The 2,161-nt window shown below is 44.6% G+C and carries 3 protein-coding genes; all 3 read left to right on the forward strand.

Annotated elements, in window-relative coordinates:
- Nucleotides 1-37: 37 nt before the first annotated feature.
- Nucleotides 38-436: a hypothetical protein gene (locus tag ACEW8S_RS16475; RefSeq protein ID WP_373519211.1), complete on the forward strand. Its 399-nt coding sequence runs from the start codon at nt 38-40 to the stop codon at nt 434-436.
- 77 nt (nt 437-513) lie between these two features.
- On the forward strand, nt 514-1,509 hold the full coding sequence (locus ACEW8S_RS16480) for a BtrH N-terminal domain-containing protein (protein WP_373519212.1): 996 nt from the start codon (nt 514-516) through the stop codon (nt 1,507-1,509).
- A 152-nt stretch (nt 1,510-1,661) separates the two neighbouring features.
- On the forward strand, nt 1,662-2,161 hold a 500-nt coding region (locus ACEW8S_RS16485), incomplete at its 3' end, for an ABC transporter ATP-binding protein (protein ID WP_373519213.1).

The following is a 2,161-nucleotide window of genomic DNA, read 5'->3' on the forward strand; positions in this document are numbered from 1 at the left end:
TAGAAGTTATCGGCTATCTTAAATACCTTTGCGACCCATGAAAAGAAAGGAAGTTCCACAGGACAAGAGTACTCTTGAAAAGGCCAATATCAAGGATATGGTCTACGCCGTCGATGAAAATGGGGAGTACACCACCGAGCTAAGCACCGGATGGACCCCCAAATCCATAGCGCTCGACAATGCCATTAAAGACATCGAGGAACGTACCGCAGCAGCCAAAGGCCGTTTTTTCAATAACGAATCAAGTCCCATTGAATACTATATGGAACTGCACAAAATGGATATTCCCATTTTGGCCAGTTATGTGGGTTTTTGGCAATGGCGTGTGAAAAGGCACCTCAAGCCATCCGCTTTTCGTAAACTCAGTGCAAAGACCCTTCAAAAATATGCCGATGTTTTTGAAATTTCGACCGAAGAGTTAAAACAGATCGATTGAATAAAGGCTAGGGGCATGAACATTGCCTCAAGGGCAGGCAGGCAGGCTTAATAAAAAATTACATTAAATCCAATTCCTTGAAAATAGATTTTTCCCATAAACAGGCGGCCCACTGCGAAAATGGTGTAGTTTCTAACCTAATGCGACACAACGGTTTTGATGTTAGCGAACCGATGGTTTTCGGCATTGGATCGGGACTGCTGTTCAGCTATCTGCCCTTCATCCAGGTAAATTACGCCCCTGTATTTACCTATAGAGTACTGCCCGGCCTAGTCTTCAACCGTTTTGCCAAGAGGGTCGGTGTTGAGGTGAAACGCGAGAAATTCAGTAATCCACAAAAGGCCAAGGCCCGTTTAGATGAAAATCTGGAAAATAACAATCCCGTTGGTCTACAGGTCGGGGTGTACAACCTCATTTATTTTCCCGACGAGTACCGCTTTCATTTTAACGCCCACAATATGGTGGTCTATGGAAAGAAAGACGGCCAATACCTTATCAGTGATCCGGTCATGGAAAACGTAACCTCCCTAACCGAAAAGCAATTAGAAAAAGTACGTTTTGCCAAAGGGGCTTTTGCCCCCAAGGGCCATATTTACTATCCCACCGCTTTCCCCGAAAAACTTGAGCTGCAAAGCGCTATCGTCAAGGGTATCAAACAGACCTGCCGCGATATGACCGCACCCGTGCCGATCGTTGGGGTGAAAGCGATTCGCTGGGTGGCCAAGAACATCCGTAAGTGGCCAAAGAAAATAGGTCCGAAAAAAACCAACCACTATCTGGGTCAAATCGTTCGCATGCAAGAGGAAATCGGTACCGGTGGTGGTGGCTTTCGCTATATCTATGCGGCGTTTCTGCAAGAGGCGGCGGGCGTGCTGAACAACGAAAACCTCAGGGAATTTTCCAAAGAAATGACCGAAATCGGGGATTTATGGCGTGATTTTGCGCTGGATGCCTCCCGAATCTATAAAAATCGTAGCGGCGAAAGCGATGGGTATAATAAGATTGCCGATAAATTGGTCGCTATTGCAAATCGGGAAGAGAATTTTTTCAAGCGTTTGAAAAAAATGGTTTAAGCCCATAAAAAATTTTAAAAATGTAATTTTGGGGATTACAATCCCTAAAAATACGCATATTTGGGGATTAGCCGTCATTAGATCCACTTCATGGAGAGAGTGATATTAAAAAAGCACACGCATCCGCCAATGGATGGAAATTAGGCTTAGCCATGATCCAAATCAACAAACTCTCCAAAAAATATAAGGATGCCGAAGACTATTCGGTTCACAAGTTAGACCTCAGCATTGAGGCCGGTGAAATTTTCGGGTTGTTGGGTCCCAATGGAGCGGGAAAAACTACTTTAATTTCCATGCTAAGTTCCCTACTTAAGCCCACATCGGGGTCGTTCAGTATCGGCGGATTGAATTATGGGGAACACAAAAACGAACTGAAACAAATGATTGGTATCGTACCCCAAGAGTATGCCCTATACCCCTCGCTGACGGCTTATGAAAACCTACAATACTTCGGAAGCATGTACGGATTACAGGGCAACTCGTTGAAAAATAAAATTCTCGAACATATCGAAATTTTGGGACTTTCAAAATTCGCCCATAAAAAAATAGTGAGTTTTTCGGGCGGTATGAAGCGCCGCATCAACCTAGTTGCCAGTATCTTGCACCGACCTAAAGTTTTGTTTCTCGACGAGCCTACGGTAGGTGTCGATGT

Origin of the sequence: Pricia sp. (genome assembly GCF_041745955.1) — a bacterium.
Lineage (GTDB): Bacteria > Bacteroidota > Bacteroidia > Flavobacteriales > Flavobacteriaceae > Pricia.